The organism is Melaminivora alkalimesophila, from assembly GCF_000282995.1.
GTDB classification, from domain to species: domain Bacteria; phylum Pseudomonadota; class Gammaproteobacteria; order Burkholderiales; family Burkholderiaceae_C; genus Melaminivora; species Melaminivora alkalimesophila.
In genome coordinates this window covers 1-1,940 of sequence record NZ_ALEE01000326.1, presented here as the reverse complement: position 1 = coordinate 1,940, position 1,940 = coordinate 1, and the positions used below count along the sequence as shown (strand labels likewise).

Annotated in this window: 1 protein-coding gene; it reads right to left on the bottom strand. The window is 73.8% G+C overall.

The genetic code is table 11. From position 1 onward, the window contains the following. Nucleotides 1-1,940, bottom strand: a 1,940-nt coding sequence (locus A612_RS06085) for an Hpt domain-containing protein (RefSeq protein ID WP_241209523.1), incomplete at both ends; no start/stop codon positions are given.

The window sequence follows — 1,940 nt, the reverse complement described above, 5'->3', positions numbered from 1 at the left end:
CCCTGCAGCCCCGGCTTCGGCTTCGGCGGAGGCGCCCTCCGGTGCCGAAGGGACGGGCGCGAGCGCCACGGGCTCGGTCAGCGACTGCGCGCCGATGGTGCGCAGCGCCTCGAAGGCGGTCTGCAGCACGTCCAGGCTGGACTGCAGCGGCTCCAGGTCGGAGGGCCGCACGGCCGCCAGATCGCCCAGATCGATCTGCTCGACCGCGCTCTCCAAGCGGTGCGCCATCTCGCCCAGGCGCATGGCGCCTGCCAGGCGGGCGCTGCCCTTGAGGGTGTGCAGGGCGCGCAGCAGCTCGCCGCGCGCGCCCAGGTTGTCCGGCCGCGCGCACCACTGGCGCAGTGCCGCGCCCAGCTGGGGCAACAGCTCCAGCGCTTCTTCCTCGAAGATCGGGAACAGGTCGGGGTCGATGACGTCCAGGGCGTCGATGTCGTCGTCGATGTCGCCCGCCGAGGCCACGGCATGGGCGATGGCCGCGTCCACGAGGGCATCGTGGTCGCCCACTGCCGGAGCCCGCGCCGGGGCCGGTGCCGGTGCCGGTGCCGGTGCAGGGGCCGGTGCGGCCGGCAGCGGCGCGGCATCGTCCTTGGGCCATGCGGGCGCGCCGTAGGCTGCCTCCCCGTCGCCGCCGTCCAGCGGTGCGCGCGCGCTGATGACTTCGATGTCGAGGATCGCAGCCAGCTGCGCCAGCAGCTGGGGGTTGGGGTCCTTGAGGAAGCCGGCGGCGAACTGGTGCAGCAGGCGGCGAATCTCCTCGGCGGCGGCGTTCACGGTGCGCGCATGGGCCGGGTCGTTGCGCGAGAGCAGCTGCAGGTGCTGCAGCGCATGCTCGAGCGTGCGGGACAGCTCCGACAGGGCCACGAAGCCCACCGTCGCCGAACTGCCGGCCAGCGAGTGCGCCAGGGCGACCGCTAGGTCGGGCGCGGGTCGGTGCAGTTCGAGCTCCCACTCCTGCAGCGCCGTGACCAGCCGGCGCGACCATTCGTCCGCCTCGTTCAGGTACACCGTGTACAGCGGCAGACCGATGCGCAGGTGCTCGATGACCTTGACCGCTTCGTCCTCGACAGCCGCCGGGCCGGCATGGGCTGCGGCGTCGGCCAGCTGCTCGGCCTCCGGCTCCGGCCACTGCGCCTCGGCGGCAGGGTCGGCATCCTCGGGTGGCGGCAACTGCTGCGGCGTGTCGGTGCCCGTGACCACCGAATCGACATCCACGCCGGTGGCCGAGCCGAGCCAGTCGGCCAGCTCGGCGTCGAAGTCCGTTGCCGCCGCGGGCGCCGCGGCAACGAGCTGCGGCGCCTCGGCCTCCTCAGCGGCCTCGTCGGTCGGCCCCGCAGCCTGCGGCGCCTCCGGCTCGGCCGGCTCCAGGACGATGTCCACGCGCTGCGGATCGAGGAAGAAGGCATCGTCTCCCGCCGCCGGCTGTGCTTCTCGGCGCGCCTGCTCGAACAGGGCGAAATCGACTTCCTCGTCCGTCGACAGGCCCGCCAGCGGCGCCCCTTCCGTGGCCGCCTCGTCCGCAGACTCGTCCTCGAGCGAGGTGTCGGCAAAATCTGTCGCCGGCTCGGCGGGCTCGTCGTCCTCATGCGCCTGCCGCTCGAGGGGCCCGCCCGCTGGCGCCGGCGCATCCGGCAACGCGATCTCGGGCAATGCCTCCAGCGAGGCCGCCACTTCCGGCTCGGTCAATTCCGGCTCGGCCACGGTCGGAGCGGTTTCGGGCGCCGCCTCCACCACCTCCACCGGAGCGGGAAAATCGAAGTCCAGCAGGGGCTCGTCCAGCGCCGCCTCCACAGGCGCCTCCGCGGCCGGCGCCCCGGACAGGAACTCCAGGTCCATGGGCGCGGTGGGGGCGTCGAAATCCGGTCGCTCGTCCGTGGCCTCCGGCTGCAGCTGCGCCTGTGCTGCCGCTGGCGCCTCGTCGATGGCGGCAGGCGGCGCATCGG